A 22,907-nucleotide genomic window follows, 5' to 3' on the forward strand; every position below is an offset into this window, starting at 1 on the left:
ACTCCGCATGACCACGGACGACGCGGCCGTCGACGACGACGGCGGCCGCAAGCACCACCTGGTGCACTTCGACCGGCACACCCCCGACTACCGCGACCGGTTCGAGGAGATCACGCACGAGTTGCACGGCCGGTGTCCGATCGCCTGGACGGAGACCCACGGCGGCCACTGGGTGGCCAGCGGCAACCGTGAGGTGTTCGAACTCGCGAGGTCCGCGGAGTTCCTCTCCAACGACCACGACGTGAAGAACGAGCGGCGCGGCTACAAGGGCATCTCCATCCCCCCGGCACCCCGCGCCCGCGAAGCCCGGGGCGGCTTCCTGGAGATGGACCCGCCGGAGCAGCGGTACTACCGGCAGACCCTCAACCCCTATCTGTCACCGGCGGCCATCCAGCGCTGGATCCCGTTCGTCGACGAGGTCGTCCGCGCGAGCATCGACGAGAAGATCGAGTCCGGGCGCATCGACTTCGTCGACGACCTCGCCAACATCGTCCCGGCCGTGCTCACCCTGGCGATGATGGGCATCCCGCTGGCGCACTGGACCATCTACAACGAACCGGCCCACGCCTCCGTCTACACGCCCCCCAACTCACCCGACATGCAAAGGGTGTTGGACCTGAGTCGCAAGATGGGCATGGACCTCATGGCCCAACTCGCGGAGATCCGCAAGAACCCCCGACCGGGCCTCGTCGACGCACTGGTCCGCGCCGACATCAACGGCCGCAACCCCGACGACGGCGAACTCCTCGGCGTGTGCGCCCTGTTGATCGGCGGCGGCTTCGACACCACCACCGCGCTCACCGCCCACTCCCTCGAATGGCTCTCCCAACACCCGGAGGAGCGCGAGCGGTTGAGCCGTGAGCGGAAGACCCTGCTGGACTCCGCGACCGAGGAGTTCTTGCGCTTCTACACCCCGGCACCCGGAGACGGCCGTACCATCACCGCCGACTGCGAGATCGCCGGCACCGAGTTCAAGGAGGGCGAACGCCTCTGGCTCTCCTGGGCGATGGCCAACCGGGACCCGTCGGTCTTCCCCGACCCGGACACGATCGACATGGAACGCAAGGGAAACCGGCACAGCAGCTTCGGCCTCGGCATCCACCGCTGTATCGGCTCCAACGTGGCCCGCACCGTGTTCAAGCGGATGGTGACGGCCGTACTGGACCGCATGCCCGACTACCACTGCGACCCCGAAGGCGCCGTGCACTACGAGACCATCGGCGTCATCCAGGGCATGCGCCACCTCCCGGCGACCTTCACCCCGGGCGAGCGGCTCGGCGCCGGACTCGACGAGACCCTCGCCGAACTCCAGAAGGTCTGCGACGAACAGCGCCTCGCCGAACCGGTCACCATCCGCAAGTCAAAGGCACGGATCGACACATGACAGAGCATCAGCGTCCCGGTCCGGTGGTCACGGAGGAGAACGAGTTCTTCTGGACCTCCGGCGCGGACGGCCGGCTGCGGCTGGCGGAGTGCGGGTCCTGCGCGGCCCTCATCCACCCGCCGCAGCCGGTCTGCCGGTACTGCCACGGGCACGACATCGGCGTCCGGGCGGTCTCCGGCTTCGCGACCCTGATCGGCTTCACCGTCAACCACCGCTTCGCCCTGCCCGGCCTGCCCGCACCATATGTGGTGGCGCAGGTCGCGGTGGAGGAGGACCCCCGGGTCCGGCTCACCACCAACGCCGTCCAATGCGAGCCGGACGAGCTGGAGTTGGGCATGCGGATGGAGGTCGTCTTCGAACAGGTCGAGGACGCCTGGCTGCCCCTGTTCCGCCCGGCCCCCGACCAGCCGGCCGAACGCACCCTGCCGCTCGGCGAGGAGGAGACACTCCAACTCGCCCGCCGCGTACGGCCGATGGTGACGACCGAGAAGTTCGAGGACAAGGTCGCGATCACCGGCGTAGGCGCGTCCGAACTGGGGCGCCGCCTGCTGGTCCCTCCGGTGTCCCTGACCGTCCAGGCCTGCGAGCGCGCGATCGCCGACGCCGGACTCACCGCCGCCGACATCGACGGCCTGGCGACCTACCCCGGCCCCACCCCGCACGGCGGCTTCAGCGAGGGCGGGGTGACCGCCCTGGAGTCGGCCCTCGGCCTCGAACCCACCTGGTACAACGGCGGCGGAGAGACCTTCGGCCCCGGCGGCTCACTGGTCTCCGCGATGCTCGCCGTCGCCGGCGGCCTCGCCCGGCATGTGCTGTGCTTCCGTACGGTGTGGGAGGCGTCGTACGGCGAACTCGTACGGCGCGGACGCATCGCAGTGGACCAGCCGCGCCAACTGGACGGCTGGATCAAGCCGTTCGGCGGTGTCTCGGCGGCGCACACCCTCGCCCAGAACGCCCAGCGCCACTTTCACCGCTACGGCACCACCCGCGAGACCCTCGGCTGGATCGCCCTCAACCAGCGGGCCAACGCCGCGCTGAACCCCACCGCGATCTACCGCGAGCCGCTCACCATGGACGACTACCTGAGTGCCCGCCCCATCACCACACCCTTCGGCCTCTACGACTGCGACGTACCCTGCGACGGCGCGGTCGCCGTCATCGTGTCGGCCGTGGACACCGCCCGGGACCTGGCCCAGCCGCCCGTCTTCGTCGAAGCCGTCGGCACCCAGCTCCTGGAACGCCTCGAATGGGACCAGAGCACCCTCACCCACGAACCCCAAGTCCTGGGCCAGTCGGCCCACTTGTGGTCGCGCACCACCCTGCGCCCGCAGGACGTCGACATCGCGGAACTCTACGACGGCTTCACCTTCAACTGCCTCTCCTGGCTGGAGGGACTGGGATTCTGCGGCATCGGCGAGGCCAAGGACTTCCTGGACGGCGGCAAGAACATCGCCCGCGACGGCGTCCTGCCCCTGAACACCCACGGCGGACAGCTCTCCCACGGCCGTACCCACGGCATGGGGCTGGTCGAGGAGGCGATCGTCCAACTGCGCGGCGCGGCCGGGGCGCGGCAGGTGCCGGGCGCGCGGATCGCGGCGGTCAGCACCGGCGGCCTCGCTCCGAGCGGCGTGCTCCTCCTCCGGGCGGACGGATGAACTCCCGTACCACGGACGTCGTTCCGCATGTCGTCGACGTCGACGGCGTCCCCGTGTCGGCGCTGCTGTGCGAGGCCCGCGACCCGCGCGCGGTCGTCGTCGCGCTGCACGGGGGAGCGGTGACGTCGAGCTACTTCGACTACCCGGACCAGCCCCGACTGTCCCTCCTGCGCATCGCCGCGGCACTCGACTTCACCGTCGTCGCCATCGACCGTCCCGGTTACGGAAGTTCGGCTCCGCACGCCGAGAGCATGGCTTCCCCCGCACGGCGCGTCGACCTCGCCTACGGAGCGGTCGACCGGCTGCTCGCCGCGCGTCCGCGCGGGGCGGGGCTTTTCCTGTGGGCGCACTCGATCGGCTGCGACCTGGGCGTCCGCATGGCGGGCGACGAACGGCGGAACGACCTTCTCGGCCTGGAGATCGCCGGTACCGGCCGCCACCACGCGCCTGCGGCCGTCGAGATCCTCGACTTCAGGCAGCGCGATCCCGCCGTGCCGAGACGGCCAGGACCCGGCCTGCGCGATCTGCTGTGGGAACCGGCGCGCCTGTATCCGGACGACGTCGTCGGGGCCGCCCGCATCCAGTCCCTGGGCCCGCGCTACGAGTCCACCGTGGCCCGCCGCTGGCCGCTGGAGTTCGCCGAACTCGCCGCCCGCGTAAGGACTCCCGTCCACTACACGCTCGGCGACCACGAACGCGTATGGAGTTCCGGGCCCGAGGCCATGGCCGACATCGCGAGCCTGTTCACCGCCTCCCCGCGGGTCGTCACCGACGAACAGGCCGACGGCGGCCACAACTTGAGCATCGGACGCACCGCGACCGGGTACCACCTGAAGATCCTCTCGTTCGTGGAGGAGTGCGTTCTCGGATACGAGAACGGCGAGATCGACCATCTGCCACGGAGGGCCGGATGACTGACGCCGACATCGCGGTACTGCTGCTCGTACGAGTGGTCGTAGGACTGATCATGATCATGCACGGGCTCAACCACTGGCGCGGTGGCGGCCGGATCGAGGGCACCGCCCGCTGGTTCACCGGACTCGGCCTCAGACAGGGCGTGCTGCAGGCCTGGATGAGCGTGCTCACCGAGGTCGGCGCGGGCGTCCTGCTGATCCTGGGTCTCCTCACACCGCTGGCCTGCGCGGCCGTGATCTCGGTGATGCTGGTCGCGGGCCTGCTCGCCCATCGGCCCAACGGGTTCTTCGTCTTCAAGGACGGCTACGAGTACGTCCTCACCCTCGCCGTCGTCGCCCTGGCGCTCGCGGTACTGGGCCCCGGCCGCTGGTCCGTCGACCACGCGGCCGGTATCGATGTGACCGGCTGGACCGGCGGTGCCGTCGCCCTCGGGGTGGCCGTGGCGGCGACCGCCGGACTGCTGGGCGTGTTCTGGCGACCGGAACCGAAGCCGGAGCCCGCGACCGGCACGGATACCGAGGCCGCGGCCGTGCCGAAGCCCGCGAACGCCCCGGAGTCGGTCGACCAGGAGGCCCGCTGATGCGCGTCGGATTCATCGGGCTGGGCAGCCAGGGCGCGCCCATGGCACGCCGGATCGTCGAGGCCGGCTTCGCCACGACGCTCTGGGCACGCCGCCCCGCCACGCTCGCCGCGTTCGCGGACACGGCGGCGCGGCGCGCCGCGTCTCCGGCCGAACTGGCCGCGGCCAGCGACCTGGTGTGCGTCTGTGTCGTCGACGACGCCGATGTCGAACAGGTCGTCACGGGCGAACAGGGCGTACTGACCGGCCTGCGGCGGGGCGGTGTGATCGCCGTGCACAGCACGGTCCACCCCGACACCTGCCGGCGGCTCGCCGAGCGCGCCCAGGTGCACGGCGTCTCCGTGGTCGACGCGCCCGTCAGCGGCGGCGGGAAGGCGGCCGCCGAGGGCCGGCTGCTGGTGATGGCGGGCGGCGAGTCCGGCACGGTCGCCTACTGCCGCAAGGTGTTCGAGGCCTTCGGCGATCCGGTCGTCCACATGGGCCCGCTCGGCTCGGGACAGATCACCAAGCTCCTCAACAACCTCCTGTTCACCGCGAACCTGGCGACCGCGGCCGACACCCTCGCGCTCGCGCCGGAGTTCGGTATCGACCGCGGCGCCCTCGCCGACGTCGTCCTCCACGGCAGCGGAGCGAGCTTCGCGCTCGACCGGGTGAAGGAGGGCGGCGGCACCCTCGACCGCCTCGCGGAGCGCGCCGGACCACTCCTCCGCAAGGACGTCAAGCTGCTGGCCGGCCTCGCCGAGGCGGCGGGCGTGCCGACCGGCTCGGTACTGGCGGCGGCCGACGCGGCCCTCGACCACATGGGACAAGAGTGCCTCACGGCGACCGCGACTCCCGCTCCACGAAAGTGAAAACGGCCTTCTTGTGACCGGAGAAGATTGATATCGTCGCTCGTCGTCAGACTGGTGACGGAAGGGAACCGTGCACACCGTGAAGGACTTCGAGGCGATCGACTTCTTCCAGGACGACGAGGTCGTCGCGGACCCCTATCCCTACCTGGAGGCCTTGCGCGGCAAGTGCCCGGTGCTCCGCGAGAGCCACCACGACGTGACGATGGTGACCGGGTACGACGAAGCGATCCAGGTCCTCAACGACTCCGACACCTTCTCGTCCTGCCTCTCGGTGACCGGCCCCTTCCCCGGGTTCCCCGTCCCGCTCGAAGGCGACGACGTGAGCGCGCTGATCGAGCAGTACCGCGACCAGCTCCCGATGAGCGACCAACTGCCGACGCTCGACCCACCGATGCACACGGATCACCGCGGACTGCTGATGCGGCTGATCACCCCGCGCCGCCTCAAGGAGAACGAGGCGTCGATGTGGCACCTCGCCGACGCCCAGCTCGACGCGTATCTGGCGGCCGGCGAGGGCGACTTCATCAGCGGGTTCGCCGGTCCCTTCACGCTGCGGGTCATCGCCGACCTGCTCGGCGTGCCCGACGAGGACCGCAACTCGTTCGTCGAGGGCCTCGAACACCGGCCGCAGGCCGGCATCGGGAGCACCGACGGCGAGGTGTCGTACTCACCGCTGGAGTACCTGTACGGGCAGTTCTCGGCCTATGTCGAGGAGCGCCGGCGCGAACCCCGCGAGGACGTGATCACGGGCCTGGCCACCGCGAAGTTCGCCGACGGCTCGACCCCCGACGTCGCCGATGTGGCACGCGTCGCCACCAACCTGTTCGCGGCCGGCCAGGAGACCACCGTCCGGCTGCTGAGCAACGCCCTCAAGCTGATCGCCGAAGACCCCGATCTGCAGCGGCTGTTGCGCACCGAGCGCGACCGCATCCCGAACTTCATCGAGGAGACGCTGCGCACCGAGAGCCCGATCAAGGGCGACTTCCGGCTCTCCCGCGTCCCGTCCACCGTCGGCGGCGTCGACCTCCCCGCCGGCACCACCCTCATGGTCCTCAACGGCGCCGCCAACCGCGACCCGCGCCACTTCGAGGACCCGGAGACCTTCGACCCGGCCCGTGCCAACGCCCGCCACCACCTCGCCTTCGGCCGCGGCCCGCACACCTGCCCCGGCGCCCCGCTCGCCCGTGCCGAGGCCCGCGTCGGCATCGAGCGCATCCTCGACCGGACGACGGACATCAGGATCTCGGAGCGCGTGCACGGCCCCGCCGACGCACGGAACTACCGCTACCTGCCGACGTACATCCTGCGCGGACTCACCCACCTGAACCTGGAGTTCACGCTCGCCGAGGAGCCCACGCGATGAAAGCCTCCGTAGACCCGGACCGCTGCCGGGGCCACGGAATCTGTTGGTCGATCTGCCCCGAGGTGTTCGACCTGACAGACGACGGATACGCCGAAGTCCTGCTGCCCGAAGTCCCCGCGGAGCATCAGGAGGCGGTCCGTTCAGCTCTGGGCAGTTGCCCGGAGCGTGCGATCACAGTGAGTTAGAGGAGAACGAGTACATGCCCAAGGGCTACGTGATTGTGACCGAGGCCATCAAGGACCCGGCCGGGATGGCCGCCTACGGTCAGGCAGCGGGGGCGTCGATCGTCCAGGCCGGTGCGTCCATCCTCGCGGTCGACGGCCGGCCGGAGGTTCTTGAGGGCGAGTGGCACGGGGACCAGACCGTCATTCTCGAATTTGAATCCGTCGAAGCCGCGAGGGCCTGGTACGAGTCGGAGGAGTACGGGCGCGCCAAGCCCCTGCGGCAGGCCGCCGCAGACTCGCGCGCCGTGCTCGTCGCCGGCTTCGAGATGCCGTCGCAGGGGGCGTGACATGGAACTGTCCTGCGGCCTGCCCCCCGGCCCCGACTTCGCCGAACTCGTCGTACTCGCCGAGGAGTTGGGCTACACGCGAGCATGGATCTACGAGTCGGCCCCGCTGTGGGAGGACCCCTTCGTCCACCTCGCGCTGGCCGCCCGGGAGACGTCCCGCATCGGTCTGAGTTCGGCCGTCCTGGTGCCGGACCAGCGCTCGGTGATGACGATGGCATCCGGGATCGCGACGATCGCCCGCCTCTCCGAGGGGCGCTTCCGGGCCTGCTTCGGCACGGGCTTCACGGCGCGCCTTGCCATCGGCCAACGCCCCATGAAACTCACGGCCCTCGCCGAGTACGTCACGGCACTGCGCGGCCTGCTGGCCGGCGAGACCGTGACAGTGGACGGCAGCCCGGTCCGCATGCTGCACGCGAGCGACCGCGCCGCGCCCCGCCCGCTCGAAGTCCCGCTGTGGCTCAGTGTGTTCGGCCCCCGGGGCGCCGAGCTGGCCGGCGAGGTCGCCGACGGCATCATCGGCCCCGTCCACCCGACACTGCCGTCCGCGATGATCGTGTCCGGCACGGTGCTCGACCCCGGCGAGGAACCGGGATCGGCGCGGGTGCGCGAGGCCATCGGCCCGTGGCGGGTCGTCCCCTGGCACGAGGCCTACGCCTCACGCGGCGCCGAGGCGGTCGACGCGCTGCCCGGCGGCGAGGCCTGGCGCAAGACCCTCGAAGCGCTCGCCCCCGAGGGCGAACGCCATCTCCTGGCCTTCGAGGGCCATGTCACCGGGCTCACCGAGCGGGACCAGGAACTCCTCCCGCACATCGACCTCACCAGCCTGGTGGCGGACGCGCCGGGCATCGGGGCGCAGCTGGCCGCGCTCGACGCGGCCGGATTCCAGGAGATCGTCTACACACCGTCCGGGCCCGACGTGGCACGCGAACTGCGCGCCTTCGCCGACGCACACCGGAAGACGGCGCGTTAGACACACGTCGGCCTAGAATGGCCGGAAGGGTCGCCTCACCGCCACGGCAACCGTAATGTCACATCGGTGTTGCGGTGGCGGAAGGGGTGCTCAATGACGACGGCCCGACACGACGAGATCCTTGTGGCCGCGCTCGCGGTGTTCGCCGAGCGCGGCTACAAGAAGGCATCCATCGACGCCGTGGCCGAGCGCGCCGGCCTGACCCGGCAGGGCGTCCTGCACTACTTCCCCAGCAAGAAGCGGCTGCTCCTCGCCCTCGTCCAGCTCCGCGAGGACCTCGCCCGCGAACACCTGGCCGCCCTCCACGCGGACGCCGGCCAGGACCTGCCCGGACTGCTCGCCGAGGTCATCACCTACGACCACAAGAACCCCGGTCTCGCCCAGATCCACAGCGTGCTCGTTGCCGAGGGCGTCACCGGAAGCGACGAAGTGCAGCGGTTCTGCCACGACTACTACCGGGCGATCCAGGACCACACCGTCGAGCACCTCACCGGCCTCTACGGCGACCGCCTGCCGAGCGGTCTGACCCCCCGGGCCGCCGCCACGGCCGTGGTCGCCATGCTGGACGGGGTCCAGCAGCAGTGGATGCTCGACGAGGAGCAGACCGACTACCCCGAGATCATCCGCGAGGTGATGGGCGTGCTGCTCGGGCCCATGCCTGTATGAAATCGGCCATGGCCGCGACGCTCTCGGGTTGCAGACTCACCGCGTCCGGCCGTACCCGAAGATCCACCGTGACCCCGGAACGGGCCGCGCGGGCGGCGAACGACAGGGAGTCGTCCAGCAGCGGATCGGTCCCCGCCACCAGGAGCTGGATCGGCGGCAGCCCGTGCAGGTTGGCGTGCAGCGGGCTCAACAGCGGGTTGGTGCGATCGGCGCCGGCCGCGAACCGGGCCGCGTGCAGCCGCAGTTCGTCGAAGTCGAAGCCGGGATCGGCGGCCGCGTTGAGCAGTAGACTCGGCGCGTCCAGCGTCAGATCGAGCAAGGCCGAACTCAGCACCGCGCACTCCGGCTCCCGCGCCCCCATGTCCCGCAGCCGCACCAGCAGCGAGGCCGCGAGCCCCGCCCCCAGCCGCTCACCCGCCAGCGCCACCGGACCACGGGCCTGGCACGAGCTGTACACGGCGTGCACGTCGTCGAGCGCCCCCGGGAACGACGACCGGTACCGCGGGCACACCACGACCGCCCCCGTGCGCAGCGCGAGCCGCTCGGCCAGGTCCACCGCCGACTCCGGCGAACCCGACAACTGCCGGTCCCCGTGCAGATACAGCACCACCAGATCGGTCGCATCCGGCGGCCGGACGATCGGCCCGACCGGGCTCGACTCGACCCGCACCCGACCGTCGCTGCCCGCCGGACGGTCCGTGTGCGCCCGTACGTCGCTCAGGTCGGCGTCCGCTCCGGTCGCCCCGACTCGTGTGTCACCCACGGGACATCACCCTCTCCGCTGCCTGCCAGTGCTCGTCGGACACCCAGAGCCGGGCGAAGGCGCGCGCGGCCTCCTCCTCCGGGACGGCTCCGCTCATCACCCGTTTGATCTCCCGCGCCGGATTGGTGGCCAGCGATCTGGCCAGGGTGCGCCAGCCCTCGGCGAACTCGGCGCGCGGCAGCACCAGATCGAGCAGTCCGGCGCGGTGCGCCTCGGTGGCGTCGAGCACCGTCCCGGCACCGGCGAGCATCAACGCCCTGCCCCTGCCGACCAGTTGGGCGAGCCGCTCGGCGCCGCCCCAGGCGGGCATGATGGCCAGCGCCACCTGGTTGAAGCCGATCCGGATGTCGTCGGCGGCGACCCGGATGTCGGCGGCCACCGCGACCTCGGCGCCACCGCCGAAGGCGTGTCCGTTCAACGCGGCGATCACCGGCCCGGGGAAGCCCGCGATGCGGTCGCAGATCCCCCTCATCCGCAGGGCCATGGCCATCGCGTCCTCCTCGGTCCGGATCGCACTGAGCTGCTTGAGGTCCCCGCCGGAGACGAACGCCCGGTCGCCGGCGCCCGTGATGACCAGGGCCTTGGCGCCCGCGGCCGCGTCGAGCACCTTGTCGAGTTCGTCCATCGTGGTGGGGGCGATGGCGTTGCGGGCATGGGGGCGGTCGATCGTGACGACCGCCAGGCCCTCGTCGAGTTCGAGATCTACGTCCATGGCCTCAGTCCTCGTATTCGACAGTGACGTGTGGTGCGGTCGGCTCGCCCTGGCAGGTCAGGACCCAGCCCTCGGCGATCTCGTCCTCGTCGAGCGCGTTGTTCACGCGCATCTTGGCCTCGCCTTCGGTGACTTGGGCGATACAGGTGGCGCAGTTGCCCGCCTCGCAGGAGAACGGCGGGGCCAGACCTGCCCGACGCGCGCTCTCCAGGAACGTCTCGCCGGAGCGCTGCGCGAGCGTGTGCCGCTTGCCGGAGAGCACGAGCGTGAGCGTGCCGTCCTGTTCGGGGGCCTCTTCGGGTGCGGGCGGGGGATCGGTGGTCTGCGCGAACCGCTCGACGAAGATCCGCTCCGGGAGGACTCCCTGGGCGAGAAGGGCGTTCTCCACCAACTCCATGAAGGGCGCGGGCCCGCAGAGGTAGAAGTCCGCGTCCGTGTCGCCGCCCACGAACTCCCGCACCGACTCCTCGGTGACGAACCCCTGCCGGTCGTCCAGGTGGTGCCGGATCTCGAACCGGTCCGGATACCGCTCGGCCAACTCGCCGAGCGCCGCCGCGAAGATGACGGCGCCCGCGTCCCGGTCGGCGGCCAGGACCCGTACCGGGCGCCCGGTGCCGGCCAGCGCGGACTTCGCGAGCGAGAGGATCGGCGTGATCCCGCTACCTCCGCAGAACGCCACCACCGGAGCACCGATTTCACGGCCCCCGCGTGTCTCGCCTTCCTCTCTTAGGCAGAACACGCCTGCGGGCAGCGTGGTCTCGACGACATCGCCGGGCGCGAGGTGGTCGTGCATCCAGTTGGACACCAGACCGCCCGGAACCCGCTTCACCGTCGTCATCAACTCGGCGTCCGTCTCCGGCGAACTGGACATCGAGTAGCTGCGCAGCGTGCCACAGGCCTTGATCGTCACGAACTGGCCCGCCCGGTAGGGGAAGGGCGCGTCGAGTACGTACGTCCGTGTGTCGGGCGTCTCCTGGATGATCCGTGTGATCCGCACCGGGTGGAACCCGTGGTCTCGTCCCATGTATGGAATTTACCTTCTCGCTCTGAGAGAGTGCAATTCTCAATGACGAGAGGAAGTTCCTGTCGTGCGAACGATCCCCGCTGAACTGGTCGACCGCTATGAGGCGGAAGGCTGGTGGACCAGGGAGACGATCGGTGACCTGCTGGCGCGGGGACTGACGGCGGCCCCGGAAGCCGCGTTCCGCGTGCACTCGGCGGTCCGGCCCTGGGAAGGCACCTTCGCCGAGGTCGAACTGACGGCCCGCCGACTCGCCGCCGGCCTGCGCGAGAGGGGCGTCGGCCCCGGTGACGTCGTGGCGCTCCAACTGCCCAACTGGATGGAGGCCGCCGCCGTCTTCTGGGCGTCGGCGTTCCTCGGTGCGGTCGTGGTGCCGATCGTCCACTTCTACGGACGCAAGGAAGTCGGCTACATCCTGGACACGGTCGAACCCAAGGTCTTCGTCACCGCCGAACGCTTCGGACACCTGCGCCACGACCCCGAGTTGAGCGCGAAGATCCCCGTGGTCGGCGTCGTGGGGAGGGACTTCGACGACCTGCTCGCCGACGAACCACTGCCGGGAGTCCTCCCGACGGACCCCTCCGGACCCGCGCTGATCGCCTTCACCAGCGGAACGACCCGCGATCCCAAGGGAGTTGTGCACAGCCACCGCACCCTGGGCTTCGAGACCCGTCAACTGGCCGGCCGCTACCCGCCCGACCGGGGCCACCAGCTCACCTCCGCGCCCGTCGGCCACTTCATCGGCATGGTGAACGCCTTCCTGATCCCCGTCCTGGACGGCTCCCCGGTGAACCTCGCCGACACCTGGGACCCGGGCCTCGCCCTGGAGTTGATGGCCCGCGACGGACTCACCGTGGGAGGCGGCGCCGCCTACTACATGACGAGCCTGCTCGACCACCCCGACTTCACCCCCGCCCACCTGACCCGCATGAAGTACGCGGGCCTCGGCGGCGCGGCCGTACCGAACACGGTGACCAGACGGCTCGCGGACCTCGGCATCACCGTCTTCCGCGCCTACGGCAGCACCGAACACCCCTCGATCACGGCCTCCAGCCACACCGCGCCCGAGGACAAACGGCTCTACACCGACGGAGACGCGCTGACCGGAGTGGAGATCCGGCTGGCCGACGACGGCGAGATCCTCAGCCGCGGCCCGGACCTGTGCCTCGGCTACACCGACCCGGCCCTCACCGAGCGCGCCTTCGACGCGGACGGCTGGTACCACACCGGCGACATCGGTGAACTCGACGAGGACGGCTACCTCACCATCACCGACCGCAAGGCGGACATCATCATCCGCGGCGGCGAGAACATCGGCGCGCTGGAGGTGGAGGAGGTGCTCCTCGCCCTGCCGGCCGTCGCCGAGGCCGCAGTGGTCGCGGCGCCGGACAGCCGCCTCGGCGAGCACGCGGCGGCCGTCGTGCGGCTGCGGCCGGGTCACCCCGAGCCCACCCTCGACGAACTCCGCGCCCACCTCGCCTCCGTGGGCCTCGCCCGGCAGAAGTGGCCGGAAGAACTGTATGTCGTCGACGACTTCCCGCGCACCGCAAGCGGCAAGGTCCAGAAGTTCGTTCTCCGTAGGGATATTGCAGCCCGTCAAGAGTGAGAATAGGATTCTCGTAATCTGCGAAGGAGGATCTCATGCCATCGCGCGTGCCCCCGTATCCACTGTTCGACGCGGACAACCACCTGTACGAGACCGAGGACGCACTCACCCGCTACCTGCCCAAGCAGTACGCGAGTGCCATCCAGTACGTGCAGGTGAAGGGCCGTACGAAGATTGCCATCCGCGGTCAGATCAGCGACTACATCCCCAACCCCACCTTCGAGGTCGTGGCCCGGCCCGGCGCGTGGGAGGACTACTTCCGCGAGGGCAACCCGGAGGGCAAGTCCCACCGGGAGCTGTTCGGTGAGCCGATGCGGTCGATACCCGCGTTCCGCGAGCCCGGGCCCCGCCTGGAACTCATGGACGACCTGGGCATCCACCAGACCCTGATGTTCCCGACCCTCGCCAGCCTGGTCGAGGAACGGATGCGGGACGACCCGGAGTTGATCCATGTCGTCGTCCACGCCCTCAACCAGTGGCTGCACGAGACCTGGCAGTTCAACTACAAGAACCGCATTTTCACCACCCCGGTGATCAGCCTGCCGATCCTGGACAAGGCGATCGCCGAACTGGAGTGGTGCCTTGAGCGGGGAGCGCGGGCGATTCTCGTCCGGCCCGCGCCCGTCCCCGGTTTCGGTGGCTCGCGGTCCTTCGCGCTGCCGGAGTTCGACCCGTTCTGGAAGCGGGTCGAGGAGGCGGGCGTGCTGGTGGCCATGCACTCCTCCGACAGCGGCTACTCCCGCTACTCCAGCGACTGGGAGGGCAAGAGCCAGGAGATGACGCCGTTCCAGGCGCAGGTCTTCCGGATGATGTCCGAGTGGCGCCCGGTCACCGACGCGGTCGCGTCCTGGGTCTGCCACGGAGCCCTGTTCCGCTTCCCGGAACTCAAGGTCTCCGTCATCGAGAACGGCTCCTCCTGGCTGCTGCCCCTGCTCGACCAACTGGGCAGCACCTACAAGAAGCAGCCGAAGGGCTTCCTGGGCGACCCGGTCGAGGAGGTCAGGAAGCGGATCCACATCAGCCCGTTCTGGGAGGAGGACATGGCCGCGCTCTCCGAGGTCGTCGGTGTCGAGCGTGTCCTGTTCGGGTCCGACTACCCGCACCCCGAGGGACTGGCCGACCCGGTCTCCTACATCGACGCGATCCAGGGCATGACCCAGGCCGACCAGGCCAAGATCATGGGCGGCAACCTCGCCCGGCTGATCGGCGTATGACCTGGGAGAGCATCCCGCAGATGGTGCTGAGCGCGGCCGACCGCTTCGGTGACGCCGAAGCCGTGGTGGACGGCCCGCTCCGCCTCACGTTCACCGAGCTGGTCGAGCGGGTGCGCGTGGCTGCGGGAGCGTTCGCGTCGGCCGGGGTGGAGCAGGGCGACCGGGTCGCGATCTGGGCGCCCAACTCCGCCGAGTGGATCGTCGCCGCCTTCGGTCTCATGACCGCGGGCGGTGTGGTGGTGCCGGTGAACACCCGCTTCAAGGCGGACGAGGCGCACGACATCATCGTCCGCAGCGGGGCGAAGGCCGTCCTCGTCCAGGAGGGCTTCCTCGGTCTGGACTTCCGGGCCCCGCCCGGAGTGCCGGTCATCGACCTCAAGTCCGGCTTCCTGGCGAGCGGTTCGCCCTTCGAGCGCAAGGTGACCGGCGACCAGGTCAGCGACATCGTCTTCACCTCGGGCACCACCGGCCGCCCCAAGGGCGTCCTGATGACCCACGCCCAGACCCTCCGGCTGTACACGGAGTGGTGCGACCTGGCCGGGGTCAGGGAGGGCGACCGCTATCTGATCGTCAACCCCTTCTTCCACATCTTCGGCTTCAAGGCGGGCCTGGTCGCGTCGCTGATCCGCGGCATGACCATCCTGCCCGTGCCCGTCTTCGACGTGGACCATGTCCTCGACCTGGTCGAGCGCGAGAAGGTGACGGTCCTGCCCGGACCGCCCACCCTCTACCACTCGCTGCTCACCGACCGCGGATCAAGAGACCTGTCCTCACTACGAGTTGCGGTCACCGGAGCGGCCGACATCCCGGTCGAGCTGATCCGCCGGGTGATGACCGAACTGCCCTTCTCCTCGATCATGACGGGCTACGGCCTGACCGAGGCGGGCACCGCCACCGCCACCCGGCCCGGCGACTCCTTCGAGGACATCGCCACCACCGTCGGCACCCCCTGCGACGGCGTCGAGGTCCGCATCGCCGACGACGGGGAAGTCCTGGTCCGCGGCTACAGCGTGATGCGCGGCTACTTCAACGACCCCGACGCCACCGCCGAGGCCATCGACCAGGACGGCTGGCTGCACACCGGCGACCTCGGCACGCTCGACGAGCGCGGCTATCTGAGGATCGTCGGACGCAAGAAGGACATGTTCATCGTCGGCGGCTTCAACGCCTACCCGGCCGAGATCGAGGGCTTCCTGATGGAACACCCGGCGGTCGCCCAGGCCGCCGTGATCGGCGTCCCCGACGAACGCATGGGACAGGTCGGCAAGGCCTTCGTCGTACGCCAGAAGGCGTTGCCCGAGGACGAGTTGACCGCCGACGAGCTGATCGAGTGGAGCCGGCGCCGGATGGCCGGGTTCAAGGTGCCCCGGACCGTGGAGTTCCTGACGGAACTGCCGCTGAACGCCACCGGAAAGGTGATGAAGGACCTCCTGCGATGACGCCTCCCACACCGCCCCAGGGCGACGACCTCACCCGGACCGCGTCCGGCCTGCCCCTCAAACCGGTCTACGGCCCCGACGACGTCAGGGCCGAACCGCCCCGGCCGGGCAACTTCCCCTTCACGCGCGGCAATTACGCCACCGGCTACCGAGGCCGGCTGTGGACCCTGCGCCAGTACTCCGGCTTCGGCACCGCCGAATCGTCCAACCGCCGCTACCACTACCTCCTCCAACAGGGCGGCACCGGACTCTCGGTGGCACTCGACCTGCCCACCCAGTGCGGCTACGACTCCGACGACCCCGAAGTGGGCGAGGAGGTGGGCCGGGTGGGCGTCGCCGTCGACACACTCGCCGACGCCGAGATCCTCTTCGACGGCATCCCGCTCGACCGGATCAGCACCAGTTTCACCATCAACGGAACGGCCGCGATCCTGCTCGCCTTCTACGTCGCCGCGGCCGAACGGGCGGGCGTGCCCCGGGCGAAACTCACCGGGACGATCCAGAACGACATCCTCAAGGAGTATGCCTCCAGGGGCACTTGGATCTGGCCCGCCGAACCCTCCCTGAGGCTCATCGCCGACACCATCGAGTTCTGCGCGGCCGAAGTCCCGCGTTTCAACGCGATCTCGGTCGCCGGCTCGCACTTCCGCGACGCCGGCGCCAACGCCGTACAGGAGATGGCGTTCACGCTCGCCGACGGGGTCACCTACTGCGACACGGTCCTCGCCCGCGGCCGTATGACGATCGATCAGTTCGCCCCGCAGGTCTCCTTCTTCTTCTACACGCACGGCGACTTCTTCGAGGAGGTCGCCAAGTACCGGGCCGGACGCAGGCGTTGGGCGACCATCGTGCGCGAGCGGTACGGCGCGGACAGCGACAAGGCCGCCATGTTCCGCTTCGGCTGCGTCGCCGGAGGCGCCTCCCTCTACGCGCCCCAGGCACAGAACAACACCGTCCGGGTCGCCTACGAGGCCCTCGCCTCGGTCCTCGGCGGAGTCCAGTCGATGTTCACCGCAGCCTGGGACGAGCCGTTCGCCCTGCCCAGCGAGGAGTCGGCGACGCTCGCCCTGCGCACCCAGCAGATCCTCGCCCACGAGACGGGCGTCGCCCGGGTCGCGGACCCGCTCGGCGGCTCGTACTTCGTGGAGGCGCTCACCGACGCCACCGAGGCCCGCATCGTCGAGATCATGGACGACCTGGAGCGCTACGGCGGCATGGTCCGGGCCATCGAGGACGGCTATCTGCAGACGCTCATCGCCGACGAGGCCTACCAGTTGCACCGCGAGGTGGAGGCGGGCACCCGCCCGGTGGTCGGCGTCAACCGCTTCGTCTCCGACGAGCCGCCGCCCGATCTCGCCACCTACGAACTCGACGCGGAGGGCCGCGACCGGCAGCTGAAACGGCTCGCCGACGTCAAGGCCACCCGCGACGCCGCCCTCGTACGGCAACGCCTCACCGAACTGACCCGCGCCGCGGAAGGCACCGACAACCTCATGCCCATCCTCATCGACTGCGCCAACGCCTACTGCACGGTCGGCGAGATGGTCGCCGCGCTCAAGGCGGTCTGGGGCGAGTTCCAGCAGCCGGTGGTGTTCTGATGAACTCCCGTGTACTGGTGGCCAAACCGGGGCTCGACGGACACGACCGCGGCGCCAAGATCGTCGCGCGGACCCTGCGCGACGCGGGCTTCGAGGTGATCTTCACCGGGATCCGGCAGCGCGTCGACGACATCGTCGCCGTCGCCGTCCAGGAGGACGTCGCCGTCGTCGGCCTCAGCATCCTCTCCGGCGCGCACCTCGCGCTCACCACCCGCGTGATCGAGGCGCTGCGCGCCACCGGGGCCGAGGACATCGCCGTCGTGGTCGGCGGCACCATCCCACCGGCCGACGTACCGAAACTGCTGACGGCGGGAGCCGCCGCGGTCTTCCCCACGGGCACACCGCTCGACGCCCTCGTGGCCGAGATGCGCGCCCTGACATCCGTCACCTCGCCATGACCCGGCGGCGAGTCGAAAACCTGGAGGCACCGTGCGCATCGGAGTGATGATCGGGCCCGAGCGCGGAGACTCGGTCCGCAAGGTCACCCGCATGATCGACGACGTGACCTGGGCCGAGAAGGCGGGCTTCGACACCGTATGGGTGCCGCAGATCCCCACCGACTTCGACGCGCTCACCGCGGTCGCGCTGATGGGCGCGCGGACCGAGCGGATCGAACTGGGCACCGCCGTCGTGCCGTTGCAGGCCCAGCACCCCATCGCCCTGGCCCGGCAGGCGATCTCCGCCCAGGCCGCGGCGGGAGGACGGCTCGCTCTGGGCCTCGGGCCGTCCCACCACTGGATCATCCAGGACATGCTGGGACTGCCGTACGAGAAGCCGGCCGCCTTCACCCGCGACTACCTGGACGTCCTGGACGCCGCGTTCGGCGGAGAGGACATGGTCGACGTCGAGAACGACACTTTCACCGTCCACAACCCGCTCACCCTCGCCCCGGTCTCCCCGCTTCCGGTCCTGCTCGCGGCCCTCGGCCCGGTCATGCTTCGCCTCGCCGGGGAACGGGCCGACGGGACCGTGCTGTGGATGGCCGACGAACGCGCGGTCGCCGACCACGTCGTCCCCCGCATCACCAAGGCTGCCGAGAGCGCCGGACGCCCGGCACCCCGGATCGTCGCCGGCATCCCGGTCTGCCTGTGCCGCCCCGACCAGGTCGACGAGGCCCGCGAGCGCGCCAACCGCATCCTCGGCGAGGCGGAGATCTCGCCCAACTACCAACGCGTTCTCGAATACGGCGACGCCCGCGACATCGGCGATCTGTGCGCGGCGGGCGACGAGAACGCCATTGCCGCCCGCTTCAAACGGTTCGCGGACGCCGGGGTCACCGACCTCTCCGTACGGCTGCTGCCCATCGGCGACAACCGCGACGAACTGGTCGCCTCCAAATACCGCACCCGCGACATGCTCGCCGCCCTCGCCGCGGACCTGCGATGACCGCCGGACCGCTGAACGGCATCCGCATCCTGGAAGTCGGCCACATGCTGGCCGGCCCCTACGCCACGATGATGCTCGCCGACCTCGGCGCCGAGGTCACCAAGATCGAACCACCCGGCGGGGACATCTCCCGCCAGGTGAGCGACGCCTACTTCGCCAGCCTCAACCGCGGCAAGCGCAGCGTCCGCCTCGACCTCACGACCACCGACGGACAGGCCCGACTCGGTGAACTCGTCGCCGAAGCCCACGCGTTGCTCGTCAACCTCAAACCGTCGGCGATCCACCGGCTCGGCCTGACCTACGACGTGCTGCGCAAGTGGAACGACCGGATCGTGTGCGTCGCGCTCACCGGATACGGACTGGAGGCGGGCGACGAACCCGCCTTCGACTACGTCGTCCAGGCCGCCACCGGAGTCGCCGCCCTCACCGGCGACCCGGACGCCCCGCCGACCCTGCCGGGCTACTCCTCGGCCGACAACTCCTCAGGCCTGACAGCCGCGTTGGGCCTGCTCGCCCAGATCGTCTCCGGGCAGGGCGGCCAAGTGGAGGTGTCGCTGCGGGATGTGATGCTCTCTCAGCTCAACTACCGCGCCTCCGCCTACCTCAACGAGGGCGTCGAACCCCGCAGGCTGCCCCTCGGCGCCCACTCCTACTACGTGCCGGCCCAGCTCTTTCCCACCGCCGAGGGCTACTTGGCGCTCTTCATCACCCACGACGGCTTTTGGAAGTCCTTCGCCGCCGAGGCCGGCGTCCGGGGATTCCCCACCATGGCCGAACGCGCGGAACGCCGCGAAGAGGTACTGGCCGCCGTGACGGACGCCCTGGCCGGCGACACCGCCGCGGCGTGGGAGGCGCGGCTGCGTCCGCTCGGAGTGCCGGCCGCCGCCGTACGGACACTGCCGCAGGCCCTGGCGGCGACGCCGGAGGCCGTGGTGACGGCCGGGGACTTCCGGCTGGTCCGCAGTCCCGTCCGGGTCGCGGGACACGAACCCGACTACGGGCCGCCGCCCCGGCTGGGCGAACACGACGTTTCCGGAGAGGTGGTGGATTCATGAGAGCCGAGGACCAGTTCCATCTCGGGCTGGTCGCCGAGGACTTCGAGGCGACCCTGGCCGAGCTCTCGGCCGCGTTCGGATACGAGTGGTGCGCCGAGATCGGCGGACCGCTGCCCCTGGCGCTGCCGACCGGAGACGCCGTTGTCGACATCAGTTGCGTCTACTCCCGGACGCTGCCCCGCCTGGAGATCATCCGGAGTGTCCCGGGAACCCTGTGGGAACCGGTGGCGGGCGGAGGCGTGCACCACATCGGCTACTGGTCAGACGACGTCGCCGCCGACGCCGCCGAACTCACCGGCCAGGGCTTCGTGACCGAGGCGACCCGGGCCGGCTCCGGCGGCGCGCCCTTCGCCTTCCTGCGCGGCCCGAGCGGCCTGCTCGTGGAACTCGTGGACCGCGTGGTGCGGCCGGGGTTGGAGAAGTACTGGATCCACGGAGGAGGGGACGCATGAGGACCGTGGGCATCGCGACAGGGGCCGGGCGCGGCATGGGACTGGCCTGCGCACGGCGGCTCACCGAACTGGTCGACACGCTGCTGCTGGTGGACCGGGACGAGTTGGCCGTGACCGCCGCGGCGAAGGAACTGGCCGCCGCCGACCCGGAGATCGAGATCCAGCCCTGTGTCCTCGACATCACCGACGCGACCGGACTCGCCGAACTGGCCGCCCGCATTCCCGAATTGGGCACCCTCCGGGCCGTTTCCCATGCCGCCGGGATCTCGCCCACCATGGCCGACTGGCGGCGCATCTTCGAGGTCGACCTCGTCGGCACCGCCCGGCTCGCCGAGGCGCTGCGCCCGCTCGCCACCGAGGGGACGGCGCTGGTGTGCTTCGCCTCGATGGCCCCGCTCCTCGGCAATCTGGAGGCCGATCCCGCCGTAGCGGCGATCCTCGACGACCCGCTGCAGGACGGCTTCCTCGACCGGGTGCACGACGCTCTCGGACCGGCCGTAGAGAACACCGGGCTCGCGTACGCGTGGGCGAAGCACGGGGTGCACCGGTTCGTACGGCGGGAGGCGGTGCGGCTCGGGCCGTACGGCGCCCGTGCGTGTTCCGTCTCGCCGGGCGTCATCGACACTCCCCAGGGGCAGCAGGAGGCCTCGGCCCAGCCCGCCATGGCCGCGCTGGTGGAGCAGACCCCGCTCGGCCGGACGGGCATGGCCGAGGACGTGGCGGCGGCGGTGGCGTTCCTGCTGTCGGACGAGGCCGCTTTCGTTTCCGGGATCGACGTTCTCGTCGACGGCGGGGTGTACGCGGCGGTGCGGGAGCGCGCCGGTCGGTGACCGGCGAGGCGGTGTCCGGTCCGGAGAGCCGGAGCAGACCGTTTCCTCAGCGACGGCGTCCGCTGCGGGTATAGGACCAGCCGGACCCGACTCCGGCCGAGTGCGCGGCTAGGAAGGCGAGCCCGAGCAGCATGAGGCTGGTCGGGGTGAAGGCCAACTGGGTCGACGTCTCGGAGACGCGGATGATGAAGGCGATGACGAAGAGCGCGGCAGCCACGAGTGCAAGCATCGTTAACCCCTACGGATGGATGGCGAGCCACAGGTGATCCCGGTGGCTGCGCCCTTCCATGTGCCCCGGACGGTGCGGATCAGTCGCACTCCCAGCGCACCGCCCGGGGGTCCGGCCGCCGTTCAGGCAAGGGATTCCGAGCGCTGGACGGTACCCGTGAGGCCGGTGGCGCCCTGCCCCGCGAGCAGGACGGCGGCCCTCGCCATCGCCTCCGGCGGCTCCACCATCTCCGCCGGGATCTCCCTCCCCCCGCTGCCCGCCTGCCAGCCCTCAGTGAGGACCACCCGTGACGGCGCGAGGCAGTTGACCGCGATGTTGTCCTCCCGCAGGTCGGCGGCGAGCCCCAAGTAGAGTCGCTCGACCGCCGACTTGGACACCCAGTACGCGTTGGCGCCCCGGTCCGTCATGCCCACCCCGCCGGTCGTCACGGCCACCAACGAGCCACCGCCACGCGCGCGTACGTGCGGAATCACCGCCCGGGTCACCAGGAACACACCGGTGAGATTGACGTCCAGACACAGTTGCCAGCGCTTGAGCGGTGTCGACTCGACCGGGCCGAGCCACAGCACCCCGGCATTGGCGATGAGAATGTCGATACCGCCGAACTCCGCGACCGTCGCGGCGACGGCCGCGTCGACCGAGGACTCGTCGCTCACGTCACAGGGCACCGGCAGGGCCCGTCCGCCGTCCGCCACGATCCGGTCCGCGACAGAGTGGATGGTGCCGGGCAGCCGGCCCTCCCGCTCCGACCGCGCGGCCACCGCGACCGAGGCCCCGGCCTCGGCGAGCGCAAGCGCCACCGTACGGCCGATGCCACGGCTGGCGCCCGCGACGAACGCGACCTTGTCCTTCAACGGACCGCTCACGTAGGTCACTTCCCCTACTTCGGCGGGAACCGGAGGGCGCCGTCGAGACGGACGACCTCGCCGTTGAGATAGTCGTTCTCGACGATGTGCTGCACGAGACCCGCGTACTCGACCGGCATCCCCATGCGCTTCGGGTACGGGATCTGCGGCCCCCAGTAGGCCTCCAACTGATCGCCCGCCTTGCCGTAGGCCGGTGTGTTGAAGGTGCCCGGCGCGATGGTGACGACCCGGATGCCGAGCGGGGACAGATCGCGCGCGGCGACCAGGGTCATGCTGACGACCCCGCCCTTGGCGGCGGCGTAGGGGAGTTGACCGATCTGGCCCTCGTACGCGGCGATCGACGCGGTGCTGACGATGACCCCCCGGCCGCCGTCCAGCGGCTCCTGACGGGCGATCGCTGCCGCGGCCAGACGCATCACGTTGAAAACCCCGGTGAGATACACGTCGATCGTCGTGCGGAAACCCGCGAGGTCCAGGGGAGAGCCGTCCTTGCCGACGAGCCGGCCGCCGCTCGCCGGGCCGCCGTGCGCGTCCACCGAGATCCTCAGCGGCCCCGCCGACTCCGCCTCGGCCAGGGCCGCTTGGACGTCGTCCTCGGAGGTGGCGTCGGTGCGCACATAACGGACGCCGAGCTCCTGCTCCAGGGCCTTGCCCTTCTCGTCGGCCAGATCGGCAACGACGACCTTCGCTCCCGCCGCGTGCAGGCGCCGGACGGTGGCCTCGCCCAGGCCGCCCGCCCCGCCGACGACGACCGCGGAGCTCCCACTGATCTGCATCAAGGATTTCCTCTCTTGCGAACAGCGCTCTAGTGAGATGAGAATAGCATTCTCATGAATATAAC

25 protein-coding genes are annotated in these 22,907 nt (G+C 70.3%); 19 read left to right on the forward strand and 6 right to left on the reverse strand.

Annotated features, from left to right (window positions below):
* Positions 1–7 precede the first annotated feature (7 nt).
* The 10 genes from AB0M63_RS27995 to AB0M63_RS28040 all read left to right on the forward strand — a co-directional run bounded on the left by AB0M63_RS27995 (position 8) and on the right by AB0M63_RS28040 (position 8,895).
* Entirely contained in the window at positions 8–1,384 is a 1,377-nt protein-coding gene (locus AB0M63_RS27995) for a cytochrome P450 (protein WP_366021372.1), read from the forward strand.
* The gene (locus AB0M63_RS28000; RefSeq protein WP_366021373.1) at positions 1,381–3,039 is read left to right on the forward strand and encodes an OB-fold domain-containing protein; all 1,659 of its coding nucleotides are present in this window, start codon (positions 1,381–1,383) and stop codon (positions 3,037–3,039) included. Before AB0M63_RS27995 ends, AB0M63_RS28000 begins: the two co-directional genes overlap by 4 nt.
* Complete coding sequence (locus AB0M63_RS28005; protein ID WP_366021374.1) at positions 3,036–3,953, forward strand: alpha/beta fold hydrolase; 918 nt, start codon at positions 3,036–3,038, stop codon at positions 3,951–3,953. The genes AB0M63_RS28000 and AB0M63_RS28005 overlap by 4 nt, the downstream gene beginning before the upstream one ends.
* Entirely contained in the window at positions 3,950–4,534 is a 585-nt protein-coding gene (locus AB0M63_RS28010) for a DoxX family protein (RefSeq protein WP_366021375.1), read from the forward strand. Before AB0M63_RS28005 ends, AB0M63_RS28010 begins: the two co-directional genes overlap by 4 nt.
* Positions 4,534–5,385: an NAD(P)-dependent oxidoreductase gene (locus AB0M63_RS28015; protein WP_366021376.1), complete on the forward strand. Its 852-nt coding sequence runs from the start codon at positions 4,534–4,536 to the stop codon at positions 5,383–5,385. The genes AB0M63_RS28010 and AB0M63_RS28015 overlap by 1 nt, the downstream gene beginning before the upstream one ends.
* A gap of 70 nt (positions 5,386–5,455) precedes the next feature.
* The gene (locus tag AB0M63_RS28020) at positions 5,456–6,748 is read left to right on the forward strand and encodes a cytochrome P450 (RefSeq protein WP_355916103.1); all 1,293 of its coding nucleotides are present in this window, start codon (positions 5,456–5,458) and stop codon (positions 6,746–6,748) included.
* The gene (locus AB0M63_RS28025; protein ID WP_355916101.1) at positions 6,745–6,933 is read left to right on the forward strand and encodes a ferredoxin; all 189 of its coding nucleotides are present in this window, start codon (positions 6,745–6,747) and stop codon (positions 6,931–6,933) included. Before AB0M63_RS28020 ends, AB0M63_RS28025 begins: the two co-directional genes overlap by 4 nt.
* Positions 6,934–6,947: 14 nt before the next feature.
* Entirely contained in the window at positions 6,948–7,259 is a 312-nt protein-coding gene (locus AB0M63_RS28030; protein ID WP_355916098.1) for a DUF1330 domain-containing protein, read from the forward strand.
* Position 7,260: 1 nt separating this feature from the next.
* Positions 7,261–8,229 carry an LLM class flavin-dependent oxidoreductase gene (locus tag AB0M63_RS28035; protein WP_366021377.1) on the forward strand — a complete coding sequence of 323 codons (969 nt, stop codon included), beginning with the start codon at positions 7,261–7,263 and terminating at the stop codon, positions 8,227–8,229.
* A gap of 93 nt (positions 8,230–8,322) precedes the next feature.
* On the forward strand, positions 8,323–8,895 hold the full coding sequence (locus AB0M63_RS28040; protein WP_355916093.1) for a TetR/AcrR family transcriptional regulator: 573 nt from the start codon (positions 8,323–8,325) through the stop codon (positions 8,893–8,895).
* Here the strand turns inward: AB0M63_RS28040 and AB0M63_RS28045 are convergent.
* From AB0M63_RS28045 to AB0M63_RS28055, 3 genes are read right to left on the reverse strand one after another with little or no spacing between them, the layout of a single operon-like run.
* Positions 8,849–9,658 (reverse strand): alpha/beta hydrolase fold domain-containing protein, encoded by an 810-nt coding sequence (locus tag AB0M63_RS28045; RefSeq protein ID WP_366021378.1) that lies wholly within the window; start codon positions 9,656–9,658, stop codon positions 8,849–8,851. The two genes, AB0M63_RS28040 and AB0M63_RS28045, sit on opposite strands and share 47 nt — an antisense overlap.
* A complete protein-coding gene (locus AB0M63_RS28050) occupies positions 9,651–10,370 on the reverse strand; it encodes an enoyl-CoA hydratase/isomerase family protein (RefSeq protein WP_355916087.1) in 720 nt (239 codons plus the stop codon). Before AB0M63_RS28050 ends, AB0M63_RS28045 begins: the two co-directional genes overlap by 8 nt.
* A 4-nt stretch (positions 10,371–10,374) precedes the next feature.
* Positions 10,375–11,394 carry a ferredoxin--NADP reductase gene (locus tag AB0M63_RS28055; RefSeq protein WP_366021379.1) on the reverse strand — a complete coding sequence of 340 codons (1,020 nt, stop codon included), beginning with the start codon at positions 11,392–11,394 and terminating at the stop codon, positions 10,375–10,377.
* A 64-nt stretch (positions 11,395–11,458) separates the two neighbouring features.
* Here AB0M63_RS28055 and AB0M63_RS28060 point away from each other — a divergent pair, with 64 nt between their 5' ends.
* The 9 genes from AB0M63_RS28060 to AB0M63_RS28100 are packed head-to-tail and all read left to right on the forward strand — an operon-like array spanning position 11,459 to position 20,971.
* Entirely contained in the window at positions 11,459–12,997 is a 1,539-nt protein-coding gene (locus AB0M63_RS28060; protein WP_366021380.1) for an AMP-binding protein, read from the forward strand.
* A 35-nt stretch (positions 12,998–13,032) separates the two neighbouring features.
* Positions 13,033–14,211, forward strand: coding sequence for an amidohydrolase family protein (locus AB0M63_RS28065; RefSeq protein WP_355916078.1), 1,179 nt, complete (start codon positions 13,033–13,035; stop codon positions 14,209–14,211).
* Entirely contained in the window at positions 14,208–15,650 is a 1,443-nt protein-coding gene (locus AB0M63_RS28070) for a FadD3 family acyl-CoA ligase (RefSeq protein WP_366021381.1), read from the forward strand. The genes AB0M63_RS28065 and AB0M63_RS28070 overlap by 4 nt, the downstream gene beginning before the upstream one ends.
* Entirely contained in the window at positions 15,647–17,248 is a 1,602-nt protein-coding gene (locus tag AB0M63_RS28075; protein ID WP_366021382.1) for a methylmalonyl-CoA mutase family protein, read from the forward strand. The genes AB0M63_RS28070 and AB0M63_RS28075 overlap by 4 nt, the downstream gene beginning before the upstream one ends.
* Positions 17,248–17,646 carry a cobalamin B12-binding domain-containing protein gene (locus AB0M63_RS28080; RefSeq protein WP_355916069.1) on the forward strand — a complete coding sequence of 133 codons (399 nt, stop codon included), beginning with the start codon at positions 17,248–17,250 and terminating at the stop codon, positions 17,644–17,646. The genes AB0M63_RS28075 and AB0M63_RS28080 overlap by 1 nt, the downstream gene beginning before the upstream one ends.
* Before the next feature lie 31 nt (positions 17,647–17,677).
* Positions 17,678–18,634 (forward strand): LLM class F420-dependent oxidoreductase, encoded by a 957-nt coding sequence (locus AB0M63_RS28085; RefSeq protein ID WP_366021383.1) that lies wholly within the window; start codon positions 17,678–17,680, stop codon positions 18,632–18,634.
* Positions 18,631–19,689 (forward strand): CoA transferase, encoded by a 1,059-nt coding sequence (locus tag AB0M63_RS28090; RefSeq protein WP_366021384.1) that lies wholly within the window; start codon positions 18,631–18,633, stop codon positions 19,687–19,689. Before AB0M63_RS28085 ends, AB0M63_RS28090 begins: the two co-directional genes overlap by 4 nt.
* Positions 19,686–20,141, forward strand: a complete 456-nt coding sequence (locus tag AB0M63_RS28095) for a VOC family protein (RefSeq protein ID WP_366021385.1) — start codon at positions 19,686–19,688, stop codon at positions 20,139–20,141. Before AB0M63_RS28090 ends, AB0M63_RS28095 begins: the two co-directional genes overlap by 4 nt.
* Entirely contained in the window at positions 20,138–20,971 is an 834-nt protein-coding gene (locus AB0M63_RS28100; RefSeq protein ID WP_366021386.1) for an SDR family oxidoreductase, read from the forward strand. Before AB0M63_RS28095 ends, AB0M63_RS28100 begins: the two co-directional genes overlap by 4 nt.
* Before the next feature lie 46 nt (positions 20,972–21,017).
* On the opposite strand, the gene AB0M63_RS28105 is transcribed toward AB0M63_RS28100, so the two are convergent.
* From AB0M63_RS28105 to AB0M63_RS28115, 3 genes are all read right to left on the reverse strand, one after another.
* The gene (locus AB0M63_RS28105; protein WP_355916055.1) at positions 21,018–21,200 is read right to left on the reverse strand and encodes a hypothetical protein; all 183 of its coding nucleotides are present in this window, start codon (positions 21,198–21,200) and stop codon (positions 21,018–21,020) included.
* 122 nt (positions 21,201–21,322) lie between these two features.
* The gene (locus AB0M63_RS28110) at positions 21,323–22,066 is read right to left on the reverse strand and encodes an SDR family NAD(P)-dependent oxidoreductase (protein WP_366021387.1); all 744 of its coding nucleotides are present in this window, start codon (positions 22,064–22,066) and stop codon (positions 21,323–21,325) included.
* A gap of 14 nt (positions 22,067–22,080) precedes the next feature.
* Positions 22,081–22,842, reverse strand: coding sequence for an SDR family NAD(P)-dependent oxidoreductase (locus AB0M63_RS28115; protein ID WP_355916049.1), 762 nt, complete (start codon positions 22,840–22,842; stop codon positions 22,081–22,083).
* Between the last annotated feature and the right edge of the window lie 65 nt (positions 22,843–22,907).

The sequence above is a fragment of the Streptomyces sp. NPDC051576 genome (assembly GCF_040681835.1).
Classification (GTDB): domain Bacteria; phylum Actinomycetota; class Actinomycetes; order Streptomycetales; family Streptomycetaceae; genus Streptomyces.